Origin of the sequence: Photorhabdus sp. RM71S (assembly GCF_042879355.1) — a bacterium.
Taxonomy (GTDB): Bacteria; Pseudomonadota; Gammaproteobacteria; order Enterobacterales; family Enterobacteriaceae; genus Photorhabdus; species Photorhabdus kayaii.
The window spans coordinates 1-230 of record NZ_JBHFKV010000298.1 but is presented as its reverse complement, the minus strand read 5'-3'; the positions used below and the strand labels follow the sequence as shown (position 1 = coordinate 230).

At 38.7% G+C, this 230-nt stretch carries 1 protein-coding gene; it reads left to right on the top strand.

The genetic code is table 11. The annotated features are described in order from the left end of the window. Positions 1–185, top strand: a 185-nt coding sequence (locus ACGF5R_RS24975; protein WP_387693342.1) for a hypothetical protein, incomplete at its 5' end; no start/stop codon positions are given. Positions 186–230: the final 45 nt, after the last annotated feature.

The window sequence follows — 230 nt, the reverse complement described above, 5'->3', positions numbered from 1 at the left end:
CCATTGGCATGAATAATTTAACTCCGGTAGTTAATGAAATTAATATTGCGCTCCAGCATTCAAAGCGTCCTGAGATTACGCTGTTCCGTTATTATCAGACAGCCTCAGAGGACATGAAAAGTACTATCGTATTATCAATGATAGGGAAGCTTATAGAGCAGCAAAAGCGACTAAGCAAAATATAAGATACGTATGAAATCTACCATTTATCACTACGCATAGGCCACGAC